General features: G+C 71.1%; 16 protein-coding genes. 12 read left to right on the forward strand and 4 right to left on the reverse strand.

Annotated elements, in window-relative coordinates; all coding sequences use genetic code 11:
- The first annotated feature begins 17 nt into the window (after window positions 1–17).
- The 4 genes from ABD299_RS16935 to ABD299_RS16950 all read left to right on the forward strand — a co-directional run bounded on the left by ABD299_RS16935 (window position 18) and on the right by ABD299_RS16950 (window position 6,605).
- The gene (locus ABD299_RS16935) at window positions 18–956 is read left to right on the forward strand and encodes an NTP transferase domain-containing protein (RefSeq protein WP_344263218.1); all 939 of its coding nucleotides are present in this window, start codon (window positions 18–20) and stop codon (window positions 954–956) included.
- On the forward strand, window positions 953–2,461 hold the full coding sequence (locus tag ABD299_RS16940; protein WP_344263221.1) for a molybdopterin molybdotransferase MoeA: 1,509 nt from the start codon (window positions 953–955) through the stop codon (window positions 2,459–2,461). Before ABD299_RS16935 ends, ABD299_RS16940 begins: the two co-directional genes overlap by 4 nt.
- Window positions 2,458–3,588 carry a potassium channel family protein gene (locus tag ABD299_RS16945; protein ID WP_344263224.1) on the forward strand — a complete coding sequence of 377 codons (1,131 nt, stop codon included), beginning with the start codon at window positions 2,458–2,460 and terminating at the stop codon, window positions 3,586–3,588. The genes ABD299_RS16940 and ABD299_RS16945 overlap by 4 nt, the downstream gene beginning before the upstream one ends.
- A 236-nt stretch (window positions 3,589–3,824) precedes the next feature.
- On the forward strand, window positions 3,825–6,605 hold the full coding sequence (locus tag ABD299_RS16950; protein ID WP_344263226.1) for an NACHT domain-containing protein: 2,781 nt from the start codon (window positions 3,825–3,827) through the stop codon (window positions 6,603–6,605).
- A 145-nt stretch (window positions 6,606–6,750) separates the two neighbouring features.
- Here the strand turns inward: ABD299_RS16950 and ABD299_RS16955 are convergent, their stop codons facing one another.
- The 3 genes from ABD299_RS16955 to ABD299_RS16965 all read right to left on the reverse strand — a co-directional run bounded on the left by ABD299_RS16955 (window position 6,751) and on the right by ABD299_RS16965 (window position 9,478).
- The gene (locus ABD299_RS16955) at window positions 6,751–7,359 is read right to left on the reverse strand and encodes a BRO-N domain-containing protein (RefSeq protein ID WP_344263228.1); all 609 of its coding nucleotides are present in this window, start codon (window positions 7,357–7,359) and stop codon (window positions 6,751–6,753) included.
- Between the two features lie 59 nt (window positions 7,360–7,418).
- Window positions 7,419–7,889 carry a hypothetical protein gene (locus ABD299_RS16960; RefSeq protein ID WP_344263230.1) on the reverse strand — a complete coding sequence of 157 codons (471 nt, stop codon included), beginning with the start codon at window positions 7,887–7,889 and terminating at the stop codon, window positions 7,419–7,421.
- Between the two features lie 431 nt (window positions 7,890–8,320).
- Window positions 8,321–9,478 (reverse strand): RNA-guided endonuclease InsQ/TnpB family protein, encoded by a 1,158-nt coding sequence (locus tag ABD299_RS16965; RefSeq protein WP_344263233.1) that lies wholly within the window; start codon window positions 9,476–9,478, stop codon window positions 8,321–8,323.
- Between the two features lie 282 nt (window positions 9,479–9,760).
- Between ABD299_RS16965 and ABD299_RS16970 the strand changes: the two genes are divergently transcribed.
- The 8 genes from ABD299_RS16970 to ABD299_RS17005 all read left to right on the forward strand — a co-directional run bounded on the left by ABD299_RS16970 (window position 9,761) and on the right by ABD299_RS17005 (window position 14,288).
- Complete coding sequence (locus ABD299_RS16970) at window positions 9,761–10,606, forward strand: hypothetical protein (RefSeq protein WP_344263236.1); 846 nt, start codon at window positions 9,761–9,763, stop codon at window positions 10,604–10,606.
- Window positions 10,607–10,884: 278 nt separating this feature from the next.
- Window positions 10,885–11,199, forward strand: coding sequence for a hypothetical protein (locus ABD299_RS16975; protein ID WP_344263238.1), 315 nt, complete (start codon window positions 10,885–10,887; stop codon window positions 11,197–11,199).
- Complete coding sequence (locus tag ABD299_RS16980) at window positions 11,196–11,534, forward strand: PCC domain-containing protein (RefSeq protein ID WP_344263241.1); 339 nt, start codon at window positions 11,196–11,198, stop codon at window positions 11,532–11,534. Before ABD299_RS16975 ends, ABD299_RS16980 begins: the two co-directional genes overlap by 4 nt.
- 152 nt (window positions 11,535–11,686) lie before the next feature.
- Entirely contained in the window at window positions 11,687–12,664 is a 978-nt protein-coding gene (locus ABD299_RS16985; protein WP_344263244.1) for an NAD(P)H-quinone oxidoreductase, read from the forward strand.
- An 81-nt stretch (window positions 12,665–12,745) separates the two neighbouring features.
- Window positions 12,746–13,162 carry a hypothetical protein gene (locus ABD299_RS16990; RefSeq protein ID WP_344263246.1) on the forward strand — a complete coding sequence of 139 codons (417 nt, stop codon included), beginning with the start codon at window positions 12,746–12,748 and terminating at the stop codon, window positions 13,160–13,162.
- Between the two features lie 14 nt (window positions 13,163–13,176).
- A complete protein-coding gene (locus tag ABD299_RS16995) occupies window positions 13,177–13,509 on the forward strand; it encodes a hypothetical protein (protein WP_425581353.1) in 333 nt (110 codons plus the stop codon).
- The gene (locus ABD299_RS17000) at window positions 13,506–13,697 is read left to right on the forward strand and encodes a hypothetical protein (RefSeq protein ID WP_344263248.1); all 192 of its coding nucleotides are present in this window, start codon (window positions 13,506–13,508) and stop codon (window positions 13,695–13,697) included. Before ABD299_RS16995 ends, ABD299_RS17000 begins: the two co-directional genes overlap by 4 nt.
- A gap of 21 nt (window positions 13,698–13,718) precedes the next feature.
- Entirely contained in the window at window positions 13,719–14,288 is a 570-nt protein-coding gene (locus ABD299_RS17005; RefSeq protein ID WP_344263250.1) for a bacterial proteasome activator family protein, read from the forward strand.
- A gap of 137 nt (window positions 14,289–14,425) precedes the next feature.
- Here the strand turns inward: ABD299_RS17005 and ABD299_RS17010 are convergent.
- The coding region (locus tag ABD299_RS17010; RefSeq protein ID WP_344263252.1) for a dihydrolipoamide acetyltransferase family protein at window positions 14,426–15,397 on the reverse strand (972 nt) is incomplete at its 5' end.

Below are 15,397 nucleotides of genomic sequence, written 5' to 3' on the forward strand. Positions count from 1 at the left end.
CCGCCATACTGGCGCGCGTGACACCTCCTCATGCGGCTGTCGTGCTCGCCGGCGGCGCCGCCCGGCGGCTGGGCGGAGCGGACAAGCCCTCCCTGCGGGTCGGCGGCCGGACCCTGCTCGACCGCGTCCTGGCCGGCTGCGCCGGTGCCTCCCGCACCGTCGTCGTCGGCCCCCGCCGGCCCACCTGCCGGCCGGTCACCTGGGCGCGCGAGGAACCGCCCGGCGGGGGCCCGCTGCCCGCGCTGCACGCCGGGCTGCGGCACGTGACCGAGCCGCTGGTCCTCGTCCTCGCCGCCGACCTGCCCTTTCTCGGCCGGGAGACGGCCGGCGGACTGCTGGAGCTGCCCGCCGGGGCGGAGGCGGCCGTCCTCACCGACACGGAGGGCCGGGACCAGCCGCTGACCGCCGCCTACCGCACCGAGCCGCTGCGCCGCGAACTCGCCCTGCTCGCCGCCGAGTACGGCCGGCTCGTCGGGCTGCCGCTGCGACTGCTGCTGCCCGGCCTCGCCCTGCACCGTGTCCCGGCGCCCGCCGCCGCGGACCGGAACGGCGCGCCGGTTGTCATGGACTGCGACACCTGGGCCGAGGTCGCCGCCGCCCGGGCCCGGATCAGGGAGCATGGGAACGTGCTGGATGAATGGATCGCCGCAGTATCGTCCGAGCTCGGTATCGACCCGGAGGTGGACACCACGGCGCTGCTGGACGCGGCCCGGGACGCCGCCCACGGCGTGACCCGGCCGGCCGCCCCGCTGACCACCTTCCTCATGGGATACGCCGCCGCGCGCGGCCTCGACCCGGCGACGGCCGCGGCCCGCGTCTCGGCGCTGGCCGCCCGCTGGGCCGAGGAGGGCGGCGCGCCGGGGGACACCACGGCCGCCGGGCTGCCGGAGCAGGCGCAGCCCTCGGACCCCGCGGACCCCTCGGGGCAGGCGCAGGGGCAGCGGGACGAGCCGTGACGGACGACCCCTTCGACCCCTTCGACGACGCCCTCGCCCTGGTCAACGGCGTCTTCGGGCCTCCCCGGGCACCTTCGGGCAGGGGGGACCGCTCCGGGGAGGACGTCTGGCGGGCCGGTCCCGCCGCGCGGCAGGACCCCCGGGGAACCGGCGACCCCCGCCCGCAGCCCCCGCCCGGCCGGAACCGGCCCGGCCGCCCTGCCGCCGCGGGCGCCACCGCCCCCGCGCAGCGCGACACCGGACCCGGCGGTCCGCTCCCGGCGAAACGTCCCTCCCCCGGCGGCCGCACGGCCCCCGGGCGTACCGGCGCGGCCCCCGCCGCGGACCACCGGGTGCGGCGTGACCCCGACTGGGACACCGCCCGCGACCTCGCCCACCACACCTTCCGGCCGCTGCTGCCCGTCCCCCGGACCCTGGACCGCGTCCTGGGGCACACTCTCGCCCGGCCGCTGACCGCGCTCACCGACCTGCCGGCCTTCGACACCTCCGCCATGGACGGCTGGGCCGTCGCGGGCCCGGGCCCCTGGCGTCTCGACGAGGGCGACCGGGTGCTGGCCGGACGCCCCGCCGCCCGCCCGCTGACCGACGGGCGGGCCGTCCCCATCGCCACCGGCGCCCGGATCCCCGAGGGCGCCACGGCGGTGCTGCGCTCGGAACACGGCCGCCCCGGCCGCGGCCACCTCCACGGGCCCGGCCCCGAGCCCGGCACGGACATCCGCCCCCGCGGCCAGGAGTGCCGCACCGGCGCCGAACTGCTGCCGGCCGGCAGCGTCCTCACCCCCGCCGCCCTCGGCCTGGCCGCCGCCGCCGGCTACGACGAACTGACAGTCCACCCGCGCCCCCGGGCCGAGGTACTGATCCTGGGGGACGAACTGCTGCACCGCGGACTGCCCCACGACGGCCGCATCCGGGACGCCCTCGGCCCGATGACCGGGCCCTGGCTGACCTCCCTGGGAGCCGACGTCCTGGTCACCCGGCGCCTGGGCGACGACGCCGAGGCCCTGTTCGAGGCGGTCGCCACGACCCGCGCCGACCTGGTCGTCACCACCGGCGGCACCGCCTCCGGACCCGTCGACCACGTCCACCCCACCCTCCACCGTCTGGGCGCCGAACTGCTCGTGCACGGCGTCGCCGTGCGCCCCGGCCACCCCATGCTGCTGGCCCGGCTCCCCGGGGGTGTCCCGCTGATCGGCCTGCCCGGCAATCCGCTGGCCGCCGTGTCCGGCCTGCTGACGCTCGCCGCCCCGCTGCTGCGCGCCCTGTCCGGCCGGCCGGCCCCCGAGGACCGCTGGGCACGGCTCACCGATCCGCCGCGCCCCCACCCCCGGTCCACCCGCCTGGTGCCGGTCGGCATCCTGGAGGACGGCACCGCACGTCCGCTGAGCTACGCTGGCCCGGCCATGCTGCGCGGCATCGCCGCCGCGTCAGCCCTGGCGGTCGTCCCGGCAGGCGCCGAGGACGCACCGCCGGGCCACGTCCGAATCCTGGAGCTACCCCGGGCATGAGGCTTCCCACCCCCTCCGCGCAGCGCTTCGAGAAGCTGGAGCAGCTGCACAGCGTGCACCTGCCCCGGCACATCGCGGGCCCGCTCATCCAGGTGGTCACGCGGCTGGGACTGGCCCTGCTGGTGCTGCTCACGGCCTGGGCCATCGTCTACTTCGACCGCCATGGCTACACGGACTCCGTGGACGGCGAGATCGGGCTGCTGGACTCGCTCTACTACGTGACCGTGTCGCTGTCCACCACCGGCTACGGCGACATCGCCCCGGTCACCGACACCGCGCGGTTGATCACCACCTTCGCCATCACACCGCTGCGCGTTCTCTTCCTGATCATCCTGGTCGGCACCACCCTCGAGGTGCTCACCGAGCGGACGCGCGATCAGTGGCGGCTCGCCCACTGGAGGAAAACCTTGCGGGACCACACCGTCATCGTCGGCTTCGGCACCAAGGGCCGGTCCGCGGCGGAGACCCTCATGCGCACCGGCATCACCCAGGACCAGATCGTCATCGTGGACCCCAGCTCCACGGTCGTCGAGCAGGCCAACGCCGACGGCTACGCCGGCGTGATCGGTGACGCCACCCGCAGCTCCGTGCTGCTGCGGGCCAGGGTGGACCGGGCCAAGCAGGTGGTGATCTCCACGCAGCGGGACGACACCGCCGTGCTGGTGGCGCTGACCGTGCGGCAGCTCAGCAAGAAGATCAGGATCGTCGCCTCCGTCCGGGAGGAGGAGAACGTGCCGCTGGTCAAGCAGTCCGGTGCCGACTCCGTGATCACCAGCGCGAGCGCAGTGGGCCGCCTGCTGGGACTGTCCATGGTCAGCCCCAGCTCGGGCTCCGTGATGGAGGACCTGATCCAGCAGGGCACCGGCCTGAGCCTGAAGGAGCGGCCGGTCACCAGGGCGGAGTCGGGCCGTTCTCCCCGGGAGTGCGACGACCTGGTGGTGGCGGTGATAAGGGGTCACCGGCTCCTGGAGTTCGACCACCCGGACGCCGACCACCTGGACCTCACCGACCGCCTGGTCGTCATCCAGCGCACCCCGGACGCGAAGGCGGAGAAGAAGGTGCCGGGCAAGGACAGCGCGGACAAGGATCAGCGCGGCCCCGGCTCCTGGCGCATCCCCCGCCGCTGACCGCACCCCTTCGCCTCACTCTTCCCGCCCGGGCATGCGTCGCTGCCTGCCGTCCGAGGATGGACGGTTCCGGCGCGGGAGGTATCACCCACCGGCGCAGCAGCCCTGCACCGGGGCCGAGGGCCGCATCGGGGGTTTCCTGAGGCGTTTCCTCTTGTCCGGATCCCGCTCACTGCCGGTGGGGAAAGAAAGCCGTTTCCCGGCGGGAGGCGGATCTCGTCCGGCATCCTGTGGCGGTGACTCGACTTCCGCATCATGAGCGGCGGCGGTGGCTGCGGCTGGGCCTGCTGGTGCTGAGCGCGTTGGTGTCGATGGCGCTCATCTCGATGCTGCTGGCCTCCGACGAGAAGTTGGATGCTGAGCAACTGGTCGCCTGGGTCGGCCTGTTCGTGTCTCTCGCCGCGCTGGCGGTGTCCGTGGCCCAGTTGCTCCCGGCGTTGCCCCCGCCGACCGATGCGGCGCAGCTCGCGGACGACCTGTCGGTCTCGGTGCGCGAGCAGTGGGAGGAAGAGGTCACTGCTCGTCACCTGCGTGTTCCACGCGTGATTCCGCTGTCCTGGTCGGCTACCCGCCGTCCGGTGGCGGCGCCACCGGAGGAGACGTACGGAGACGCCGTCGACGCCCGTATTCTGCGGCTGGCGTTGAACGGCCGCCTGGAGGGCGACTTCGATCAGGCCGCCCGGCGGCTGGCCCAAGGGTATCGGAGCGTACCCGCCGGCCGACTCGTGATACTGGGTGAACCCGGTTCGGGAAAAAGCGTGCTGGCCGCCATGCTCACTCTGGGGCTGCTCGCCGAACGTGGGCCGGGAGCCCCGGTTCCCGTGCTGCTCACGTTGTCCAGCTGGGACCCTGTGAGCGAATCGCTCGGAGACTGGATCCAGCGCACACTGGGTACCGCGTATTACGGCGGACGGACCGAGATCCCCAGGTTGCTGCTGCGCAGCCAGCGGCTGCTGCCGATCCTGGACGGACTGGACGAGATGCCCGAGGCATCGCGCCGAAGCGCCGTACGGGCGGTCAACGAATCCTGTGGTGAGGGCACCGGGGTTGTGCTGACTTGCCGCTCGGCTGAGTACCAGGACGTCATCGAGGGAGGTTCGCCCGTCCTGCGTCGCGCACCGGTGGTGGAGTTGGTCCCGGTATCGGCTGCGGACGCCGTCGCCTACTTGAAAGATGTCAGCTGGCCGGCCGCTGTCGAATGGGAGGCGGTGTTCGAGCACCTGCGGGAGAACCCCGAGAGTCCGACGGCGGTTGCCATGTCCACCCCACTGGCCCTTACCCTGGCCCGCAGCGTGTACAGCAATTGCGAGCGCGATCCGGCGGAACTCCTCGACTTCGACAGCTCGCACGCGGTGGAGGACCACCTTCTCGACCACATCATCACCGCGGCGTACGCCCCGGCACCGGGCAGCGGCGGACAACGGAGCACGGACGACTGGCACCGCAGTGCGAAGCGGGCCGAGGCGTACATGACCTACCTGGCGACCTACCTCCACCGGCACCGGGAACGGGACCTTGTCTGGTGGGCCATGAGCCGACGTCTGTCGTCCCGATTCACAGGTCTCGCTCTGGGAGTGATCGGCGGTCTTCTCTCGGCTCTCATCACGGCCGGCGTGGTCCTATTCATGGGCAACGAAGTGGACTCGGACTTCACGTCGATCCCGTATCTTTGCGCAATCCTGGTCACAGTCGTCTGGTACGCGGTACCGGGCGACTCGCCCGGAAGGCTGTCTTTCAGGCGGTACGGTTCCCTGGGGCGGCTCGGGAAAGGTTTCGTCGCCGGTCTGAAGCTGACCGTGATCCTGCTCGTCCTCACCGGCGCACTGTTCACTGTTGACCGGGTCTTCGCGAACGAATCGGTGGAATCAGATCTTTCCCTGTTCGTGGCGTTTTCCGGGGGAGCATGCGGTATAGGGCTTGCGTTCAGTCTCGGCCTCGCCGTACACGCGTGGCTCGATGCGCCACCGGAAAACTCCAAGAAGGCCACACCCTCGGGTACCCTGCACCAGGACCGGGCGTCGTCACTGATCGCATCCTTGGTAGCTGGAGTGGTTTTCGGACTCGCAGCGGTACCGCTGTTCGTTCTCGGTGATGCGGTTGGTTTCATTGCCTACTTCATTCCTGCACACAGCCCTTTTCAAGCGCCTGCCGCTGACTTGCTTGCTGAAAGATTACTGGAGTTTTATGCCGGCATCTCGGCAGTAGATTTTGTTGTGATCGCCCTGTTTTCTGCCGTAGGATTCGTCCTCCTGCTCCTGCTCACGAGGGCGTGGCCGAGGTTCCTTCTGGTCCGCCTGAGTCTCGCCGTGCGAAGGAAGCTTCCCTGGGGCCTTATCCGATTTCTTGCGGACGCCCGGGACAAGCAGCTGTTGCGACAGTCCGCAGGCGCGTATCAGTTCCGGCATATCCGCCTGCAGGAACGGCTCGCAAGTCGGGCACTTGCCAAGGACCGTTCACCCCGTGGCCGGAATGGTCGCCGCGCGCCAAAGGCAGCCATCACAGCCGCTGTGGCAGCGCTCCTCCTGGTCGGTCTACTGGCAGGGCAGGGCCGCTCTGCTGACATGCTCATCGAAACCGGCGAGGCCGAGTACATGGGCTTCGGACCGCAAGACAACACGCTCATTACAGTCGATGACGACGGGATGGTGCGAAGGTGGGATGTAAATACTGGAGAGGAAGTCATGAAGGGCGGAATGTATTTCCCGTTTCTTTCTTACAGCCAGTCGCATGTGGTGGTGATCGCCGAAGGTCTTCTGTGGCTGGACGAAATGGGTTTCGAAACTCCAACGTGGAGACTGATTCCGTGGCGGGAGCCGCAGGTGAAGAGGGGCGAGGTTTTCCAGGTTTACGGTGACGTCAGTGACGTAGAGGGCATCAGCTCCAATGGGTGCTATCAGTTGAGTATGCGTCGAAGTGAGCTCTTCAGGATTGACAGGAAAGAACCTGAGTGGTCGAAGAGTTGTCGGGTAAATTCGGAAGAGCAGGGCGTGTGGTGGAGCATCAGCGGCGACGGGTAATATGTGGCAGCCGCCGACGGTGAAGCTGGTTTCGGGTATGTCACGGTGATGGAATTTGAGAACTGCAGCAAGCAGCGCAGCTTGATGTCCGGCTACAGTAGCGTGCGATCTGTAGCGCTCAGTGCTGACGGAAAGAAGTTGGCGGTCAACACGGGCGGCCGGACTCGACTGCACGACCTGGTTCGTTGAGGTGCGGTGGCCTGAGGACCTCATGCACGGTAGGCCGTCGGGCGTTGAGGGCGGCGGCGGAGAGCGAGGTCGCACATGACGGGTTGAGGCCCGGGCTGCGGATTGCTGATGAGGCAGCAGGTCGGCGGTGGCCGGACACCAGCCTGTCGCCGTCCTCCGGTACGTGCCCGGTGGTCAGCAGCGGAGCCAGCACCTCGTGCCGCGCCCACCGGTCGAACGCCCGCGCGGAAGGCTTGCGGGACGAGGCCAGAAGCTTGAGAACTCCGGGCACCGAGACCAGGATCCGCATCGGGTTCCGGATAACGTCGCCAGTAGCGACACTACCCTGACCTGCGGATACGTCGATCTTTCGCCACTCGTCGGGGTCCAGGCGCCGCGTCAGGTCCTTCCGTAGATGAGGCAACTGCGTCACCTTGGCCACCTCGTGGAGCCAGAACCACTTGGTGCCGTCCCTGGCCGTGATGAGTTCGACGGTCTCGCCGGTGTCCGGGTAGGTCAGGGCGTCGGCGAGCAGTCCGAGGCCCTTCAGCCGGCCGGCGGGGAGAGCGGGAGAGGTCGTGTTCATGATCGTTTTCCTTTCTGGGTGTTCCGGTCGTGGACCGACCGGAGGTCTGAGGGGCGCACTCATGCGGGGCACGGATCGCCGGGTGGCGGGGCCAGCCCTCGCAGGGCGGCACGGGCCCTTGCCGCGCCACGCTTTCCTGCCTCGACGAAGGCGCTGATGTCCGGCGCCGGGGGCGGGCCGCCGTCACGGCAGGTCCGGCACCGGCCCGGTTCTGTCACGGGGTCGCGGCAGTCGGGGTACTCCGACAGCCCGCGCCGGACCGGGGCGGGCCCGGACAGCCGTCCGGCGTCTTCCGGAGGCACGGCGGGGCGTTGCGGCAGCTTGCGGTGCAGGCCGACGGCGGAGTGCACCCGCTCGGGCAGTCCGGCGGTCAGCGCGCTGCGCAGCAGCTCGTGACTGGCCCCGGCCGCGCGCCACTGGCCGACCAGTGGTGCCAGCTCCATGGCCTCCGCCGTGCCCAGCGCGAGCCGTGGCTCCGCGACGCCGAGCGAGCTCAGCAGCGTGACGGCGGACCGCAGCGCGTCCGGCACGACGACCGGTCCGGCCGCCCGGGGAGTTCCGCGCCCACGGCGCTGCCTCGGCACCCGCGCCGGCCGTGCCGGCCGCGTCGGCGCCTGCGGTGACGCCGGTGGCTCCGGCGGGGGTGGTGCCTCAGGTGGTGGAGGTGGCTCGGGGCGCGGTGGCTGTTCCGGCGCGGGCGCCGCCGGACGCTCATGGGACGGGAGGGCGGGAGGTTCTTGTGCCCGGGTATTTACTCCCGTAGGGAGAGGGCCCGAGTCCCGGCGTTCCTGTTCACCGGAGGCCCGGTTTTCGCCTTCCGGTGCCGGGCCGCAGGTCGAATACCTCGTACTCCGTCAACTTCTCGGCCCTGGAGGACCGAGCGTGTTGACTCGGTCGTGCGGGCGGAGATTGCAAGTGGAGCGCGGCTGGCTGCTGCGTGGTCCCCTGCGTCCGGGACGGCTTATGCCGTACGGGGGCGGTTGACTGCGCCCCGCTGCCACACAGCTTCGCCACGGTGGGCGATGTTGCGGGAGCTGTTGTGGTCCGCGTGCAGTACCACTGCGCAGGAGCGGCATGCGAACCGTGCTTGGGTCACCCTGTTGGTGCGGTGGGTGTGCCGGCACTCCGAGCACTGCCGGGAGGTGTTGCGCGGGTCCACATGGACCACGGGCACACCTGCCCGGCGGGCTTTGTACTCGACGAACGCGCCGAGCTGGGCGAAGGCCCAGGAGTGCAGTCGTGTCCGCTGGTCTTTCCTGGCCGTAACCCTCTGCCGGATGCCGCCCAGGTCTTCCAGGGCGATCCCGCGCGAGGTGCGTTCAGCGGTGGTCACGAGCTTGTTGGCGATGATGTGGTTGGTCTGGGCCGCGTGGCGTGCTTCGCGGCGGCGGATGCGCTTCACCGCGCGTTTCGCGCTTTTGGTGCGCTTGGCCTGGAGCTTGGCCCGCAGGTGGCGGTGGCGTTCGCGGTAGCGGTTGAGCCGGCGTCCGGCCATGATGTCGCCGTCCGAGGTGGTGGCGATGTTGACGATGCCGAGGTCCACGCCGAGGAACCCGTCCGGCTCGAACGGCTCGGGTTCGGGCACGTCGACGGTGGCGATGAGGAAGAACATGCCGTCGCGCATCACCAGGTCGGACTCGCCCTTGCGGGAGGCCAGCAGCTTCAGCGCTTGCGGGGAGCACACGAACGGGATGCCCTTGAGCCGTCCGGCCACGGTCCAGATCGAGACGGTTTGGGCGTCGAGGTTCCACGTCAGGATGCGGTCGTCATAGGGCTGGGCCGCGTCCTCGCGGAAGGCGATCGGCCTGGACTCCGCCCGCAGACGGCGCTTCGATCCGGGCCTGCCGAGGTTCCCGGCCTTGATGTTGCCCTTGAGGGCGGCATAGGCGTCGCACACCTTCTTGATGGTGCGCACAGCCGGTTGAGCTCCGAGGTCATAGTCCGCTTTGAGCGCGTAGTACACCTCGTCCTGCAACACGTTGCGCCGCTTGAGGTCCTTGGCGAAAGCTACCTCCGATGCCCGGTTCGCGGCCCGGTTGCAGGCACGCAGGGTCGCCGCCAGCGCGTCCGCGTCATGAGCGGACGCGGGCACCAGCTTCACCTGCGCAACAATCTTCACGCAGAACACCCTAGTATGGCCCACGCCAGGAGACCAACGTGCAGTTCACGCACGACGAAGAGCACTCCGCCGCTGCGCGGCTCCGCTCCGAGGAAGCCATACCTCCCGGCCCCGAAGGACCGGGCCCCCTGGCCAGAAATCCGATGAAGACGCCGACCCGCTCGGGTAGCTGGTGCGGTCCTCGGCCGCCTTGCACGCGGCGGGCGGTCGCCGGTGCATCGACCTCCGCCGGGCCGGGGCCATACGCTGTGAGCCGTTGACCGACGGACGGGGGAGCGCGGTATGGGCGACGACAAGGGCTCCGGGAGGCGTTCCTCCGGAACATTCGGCGGGTTCACGGCGGCCACGCTGCTCGGAGCGGCTGCGGCGGGCGGGGCCCGGTTCGGTCTCGACGAACCGTGGGAGCGGTCGCTGGCAGCGGGTGCCGCCGTCTGGCTCCTGGTATTCCTCACCCACCTCGTGTCCGCCAGGCGCGCGGCCTCCTACCCGGTCACCGGGGGCAGGATCACCGAAGGGCCGACCACGGCGGAGACCGTCGCCCCGGCCGAGAGCGTGCAGTGGCTGCGCCGGGCCCGTGCGGCGGCGAGTCGACTCGACGGCTTCCGGGCCACGGGTGAGCGCGACGACGGCACGACTCCCGGCTTCGCCTCCGTGCTGGCCGAGGCGGCGGCTCACGCGCAGGCGGCGGCGGAGCAGCTGAGCAGCCGGGTGGAGGCGATCGCCGCCATCGACGCCGCGACCGACGGCTCCGCCGACCACCGGGAACTGCGCGTCGAGCAGGGCCGGCTGGAACGAGAGGCCGCGGCGCTGCCCGAAGGGCTGTTGCGGCGGGCCAAGGAGGAGTCGGCCCGGGCGGTCGCCGACCGCGCCCGGGCCCGGAAGCGGATGGAGGAACTGCGGCAGGTCCACATGGCGACCCTGGAGTCCATCGGCCTCGGGCTGGAAGCGGCGGCCGAGCACGCGGGAATGCTCGTCTCCGCCCACGCCGCCAGTGAGGCAGCCGCCGAGATGATGGACCTGACCCCCCTCACCCGCGAACTCGAAGCGGTCCAGGCAGGCCTCGACCACCTCGAACAGGTCACCCGCTCCCTGGTCACCGGCACGGACCCGGAACCCGAACCGGCCTGACCGGCGACTCGTTCCGCAGGAAGCCGCTCCCTCGTTATCCATGGGCTGTTAATGAAAGCCCCTGATCGAGCCTGATGATCTTGTTTGCCACAGGTGAGGCAGGCGCTTGCCGTCCAGGCGAGCCACAGGGTCATCGTGCAGGGCTGGCCGAGCAGCGCTGCGACCTGGAGCGGCGAGGCGTCACCTCCAGCATGAGTGCGGCCTGCGGACTCGGGGCTGGAACCTGCTGAATGGAATCCGGATGATTGCTGCACGTACCTGGTTCTCCACCACGGACCGTGATCAACGACTACAGTCTCGACGCGCCACCGCTCCCCGGCGCCGAGAAGGCCACGGAGGTTGCCCGGGTCCTGGCACACGATGAGGACGTTCGGCACCTGTACATGACGGCGGTCACGGCCCGGACCTGCGGCGTTGACTGGACTACCGCCGGGGCCATCGCCCTGGACCCGGCCGCCTACACCCACAGGGCCCAGTACCTGGCTCAGCGGTTCGCCAAGGAAGCCCTCAACCCCCGTGACGCTGACGCGAGATGGTGTTCATCGGTCATGCTTCAGCAGCTGAGCCCGATGATCGGATGGAGTCCTGGATGATCACTTTTGAAGTCCGCAACGATGAACTGGTTGCTTCCCTCAACTGCCAGATCGCCGAGGCCGGGATCACCGAGGGGGCGATCGTTTCCCTGGTCGGCGCCACGGAGGACTTCACCATCTCCACGATGCCCGCCGACGATGCTCTGAAGGACAACATCACCTCCTACAGCCTCCCGGCGGAGATGACCGGCACCGGCGAGATCAAGAACGGTTTCGTCCACATCCACGTCGTCATGGGCGTCGAAGGCGACAAGGCCATGGCCGGACACCTCCACGCCGCCACCATCAAGACCCACTTCGCCCGCGCCTACGTTCTGCCCACCGAAGCGGCCTGACTTCCTCCAGCCTTCCCCGGGTAGCGGAGGGCGAGTGAGAGGTCGTGTGCCCTCCGTGACGGGCCGGGGTGTGTTGTGGCGGGTGTGGCAGCGAGGGCTGTCGGCAGTGGTGGTGCGGGGGCCCTGGGGGGTGGCGGCGGTAGCGTCGGGGTATGCGTGCGATCACGATTCAGGAGTCCGGCGGTCCCGAGGTGCTGCGGTGGGAGGAGGTGCCCGAGCCGGTGCCCGACGAGGGGGAGGTCGTCATCGAGGTGGCCGCGGCCGGGGTGAACCGGGCCGATGTGCTGCAGCGGCAGGGTTTCTACGATCCGCCGCCCGGCACCTCCCCTTATCCCGGGCTGGAGTGCTCGGGCCGCATCGCGGCGCTGGGCTCCGAGGTCGCCGGGTGGGGGATCGGGGACGAGGTGTGCGCGCTGCTGACCGGTGGCGGGTATGCGGAGCAGGTGGCCGTCCCCGCCGGGCAGCTGCTGCCGGTGCCGGCCGGTGTGGACCTGGTGACGGCGGCCGGGCTGCCGGAGGTGGCGTGCACCGTCTGGTCCAACGTCTTCATGATCGCGGGGCTGCGGCCCGGCGAGACGCTGCTGGTGCACGGTGGCGGGAGCGGCATCGGGACCATGGCCGTGCAGCTGGGCAAGGCGGTGGGGGCCACCGTCGCGGTGACCGCCGGGAGCGCCGAGAAGCTGGCGCGGTGCCGGGAGCTGGGCGCGGACATCCTGATCAACTACCGCGAGCAGGACCTCGTCGAGGAGCTGAAGCGGGCGCCCGGGGGCCGCGGGGCGGACGTCATCCTCGACATCATCGGGGCGAAGTACCTGGACCGCAACGTGAAGGCGCTGGCGCCCAACGGGCGCCTCGTGGTGATCGGTCTCCAGGGAGGCGTGAAGGCGGAGCTGAACCTGGGGGCGCTGCTCGCCAAGCGGGGTGCGGTCACCGCCACCTCGCTGCGCGCCCGCCCGGCGGCGGAGAAGGCGTCGATCGTCTCGGCGGTCCGGGAGCACGTGTGGCCGCTGCTGGAGGACGGGCGGCTGCGCCCGGTCGTCGACCGCCAGTTGCCGATGGAGGACGCCGCCGCGGCGCACACCGTCATGGAGGCCGGTGAGCACGTGGGGAAAATCGTTCTGGTTCGCTGACCCGAGTGTCCGAGATGCCGATCCTTTGTGGATATGTGACGCTTATTGCCCTGTCGGGTGGTATGCGAAGGGTCGGTGTCCGTGACGGTCTCCAGGGGCAGTGCGATGGCGGTGCTGATCGTCGCGGCGCTGCTGGTGCCCGCCGGCTCGGCGGTGGCCGAGCCGGAGGCCGCGCCCGGTCCCCGTGGCTCCCTCGGCGCGCCCGCCATGCTGCCGGACGGAGGCGACGATCTCCCGGACGGCCGGCGGGCCGACGGCCGTCCCGGCGGGCGGGCGGACGGCCCCGCCGCCGCCTCGGACCCCGCCGAGCGGTTCCGCCCCGGCGGTCCCGCCGGTGAGGAGGGGAGTGAGGAGTCGGCCCCCGGCCCGGTCGCCCGGGACGAGGGCCTCCTCCCGCCCGGCAGTCGTGAAGTGCTGCCGGTCCTCCCCCTCGGGACGGGGCTGGTCTTCCTCGGGCTGGGGATAGCGGCCTTCGGGCTGAGGCTCCGCCGGCCCTGACCCGCCCCTCCCACGTGGCTCCGGGGGCGGCGTCGCCCGCCGGGACCGGCGGCCCGGACGACGTCGCCTGGCTCCTCGTCTGGCTCCTCGTCCTGGAACAGCACATCTTCCACGCCGAGGCCGAGACGCGCTGGCTGGACCACTGCGAGACGAGGCTGGTCCGCCTGGCCGAGGAGGTGGCGGGCGGGGAGACGACGGACCACGGTCCGGCCGCGGAACCGCCTCCGGAGCCCGGAACGCGGCGCGGCCACACCGGGAACGCCGGAGGCACGGACGAGGCCGCACAGCGCCCGCTGACGGCCTCCCGCCGCACCGGGCGCGGCTCCGCCGGGGAGGCCGGGGCATGAGCGGCGACGGAACCGGCCCGGCCGGCAACCCCGTGCTCCGGGTACGCGGACTCACCCGCACGTTCGGCAGCGTGGTCCTGCCCTGGCCGGTGCTCGGGCTGCTGGTGCTCGGGCTGCCGGTGCTGGCGGGCGTGGTGGCGGCGCTGCCGGCCCGCTCGCGTCCCGACCTGGCCCGCCGCTCGGGATGAGGGGCAGGCATGATGGAGGGTATGACTCAGCCGAGGAACGAACCGCCGCAGGAGAGCCCGCACGTACTGGTCGTCGGACCGGACGGAATGGCTCTCGGCAGCCCCGCCTCGAAGGGTGGCGGGGAAGGCAGCGACGACGAGCAGACCGAGGTCCCCGTCACGGAGATGGTGGAACAGCCGGCCAAGGTCATGCGGATCGGGAGCATGATCAAGCAGCTCCTGGAGGAGGTCAAGGCGGCGCCGCTGGACGAGGCCAGCCGGGCGCGGCTGAAGGAGATCCACTCCAGTTCGGTCAAGGAGCTGGAGGAAGGGCTGGCGCCCGAGCTGATCGAGGAACTGGAGCGGATCTCGCTGCCGTTCACCGAGGACTCCGTGCCGTCCGACGCCGAGCTGCGCATCGCGCAGGCTCAGCTCGTCGGCTGGCTGGAGGGCCTGTTCCACGGGATCCAGACGGCGCTGTTCGCCCAGCAGATGGCGGCCCGTGCCCAGCTGGAGCAGATGCGCCGGGCGCTGCCGCCCGGGGCCCACGTGGAGGAGAGCGGTCAGGGCACCGACCCCCGCAGCCACCGCACCGGCGGACCGTACCTGTGACCCGTCCTTAGCCCGGCGTGGGCGGGCGGGCACAGGCGGTGAGAAGCCGGCAGGGGCCCGCCGGGAGGGCCCGCGCGCGGGATGCGCGCGGGCCTCGCGGCGGGCCCCTGTGGTGTCCGGGCCTGTGCCGGTGGTGGTTATGCCCAGGTGATGAGGCGGCTGGGCTTCTCCAGGACGGCGGCGGTGTCGGCGAGGACCTTGGAGCCGAGTTCGCCGTCGACCAGGCGGTGGTCGAAGGACAGCGCGAGGGTGGTGACCTGGCGCGGCTTGACCTTGCCCTTGTGGACCCAGGGCTGTTCGCGGACCGCGCCGAAGGCGAGGATCGCGGATTCGCCGCGGTTGAGAATCGGGGTGCCGGTGTCGATGCCGAAGACCCCGATGTTGGTGATGGTGATGGTGCCGCCCTGCATGTCCGCCGGGGACGTCTTGCCCTCCCGCGCGGTGGTGATCAGGTCGCTGAGCGCCCGGGACAGCTCGGGCAGGGTCATGGTCCCGGCGTTCTTGATGTTGGGCACCAGCAGTCCGCGGGGGGTGGCCGCGGCGATCCCCAGGTTGACCTGCTCCTTGTGGACGATCTCCTGGTTCTCCTCGTCCCAGGCGGCGTTCACGTCCGGGTTGCGCCGCACGGCCACCATCAGCGCCTTGGCGACCAGCAGCAGCGGGTTGACCCGCAGCCCGGCCATCTCCGGGTCGCTCTTGAGCCGCTGCACCAGCTTCATGGTGCGGGTGACGTCCACGGTGATGAACTCCGTGACGTGCGGGGCGGTGAACGCGCTGTCGACCATCGCCTGCGCGGTGGCCTTGCGCACGCCCTTGATCGGCACCCGCCGCTCACGGATCCGGTCCAGCGACTGCGGCTCGACCTCCGGCACCGCCTGCGCGGGTGCGGCGGCCGGCGTGGCCGGTGCGGGCTCGGCGGCGGCGTGCACGTCCTCACGGGTGATGATCCCGTTCGCCCCCGAGGGCACGACCGTGGCCAGGTCGATCCCCAGGTCCTTGGCGAGCTTGCGGACCGGCGGCTTGGCCAGCGGCCGTCCTCCGGCCGGAACGGCGGGGGCCGCGCCGGGCGCGCCGCCGTTCATCTCGCGCTGGAGCGCGGCGGCCGCGGC

Source organism: Streptomyces sodiiphilus (assembly GCF_039529215.1).
In the GTDB taxonomy this organism is placed as follows: Bacteria; Actinomycetota; Actinomycetes; order Streptomycetales; family Streptomycetaceae; genus Streptomyces; species Streptomyces sodiiphilus.

Coding starts and splice junctions, on each gene's coding strand:
- ABD299_RS16945 (WP_344263224.1), top strand. CDS start 2,458: ATGAGGCTTCCCACCCCCTCCGCGCAGCGCTTCGAGAAGCTGGAGCAG.
- ABD299_RS16955 (WP_344263228.1), bottom strand. CDS start 7,359: ATGAACACGACCTCTCCCGCTCTCCCCGCCGGCCGGCTGAAGGGCCTC.
- ABD299_RS16970 (WP_344263236.1), top strand. CDS start 9,761: ATGGGCGACGACAAGGGCTCCGGGAGGCGTTCCTCCGGAACATTCGGC.
- ABD299_RS16980 (WP_344263241.1), top strand. CDS start 11,196: ATGATCACTTTTGAAGTCCGCAACGATGAACTGGTTGCTTCCCTCAAC.
- ABD299_RS16985 (WP_344263244.1), top strand. CDS start 11,687: ATGCGTGCGATCACGATTCAGGAGTCCGGCGGTCCCGAGGTGCTGCGG.
- ABD299_RS17000 (WP_344263248.1), top strand. CDS start 13,506: ATGAGCGGCGACGGAACCGGCCCGGCCGGCAACCCCGTGCTCCGGGTA.
- ABD299_RS17005 (WP_344263250.1), top strand. CDS start 13,719: ATGACTCAGCCGAGGAACGAACCGCCGCAGGAGAGCCCGCACGTACTG.